At 52.9% G+C, this 255-nt stretch carries 1 protein-coding gene; it reads left to right on the top strand.

Translation table 11 applies throughout. The features are described from left to right. On the top strand, window positions 1-255 hold a 255-nt coding region (locus JWG39_RS16320), incomplete at both ends, for a VCBS domain-containing protein (protein WP_205220478.1).

Below are 255 nucleotides of genomic sequence, written 5' to 3'. Positions count from 1 at the left end.
GATTCGACGGCTACCTTTGCTGTCACTCCAGGTTCAACTGCTCCGGCAGGGTTTACGCTGCACGCAGATGGACAATACACTTTCGATCCAACCGATGCGACGTACGACCATTTGAACGTTGGCGATTTCGTGATCTTAACGGTTCCTGTTACGGTGACTGATGATCAGGGTGGTACCGATACGGTGCAAATTCAGATCACGGTCAACGGTACCAACGATGCTCCGATTGCTGGCGCGGACGTTACCACGACGGTT

It is taken from the genome of Desulforhopalus vacuolatus, assembly GCF_016918505.1.
GTDB classification, from domain to species: Bacteria; Desulfobacterota; Desulfobulbia; order Desulfobulbales; family Desulfocapsaceae; genus Desulforhopalus; species Desulforhopalus vacuolatus.
The sequence above is the reverse complement of the archived record's forward strand: the minus strand, read 5'-3'. Positions and strand labels throughout refer to the sequence as shown.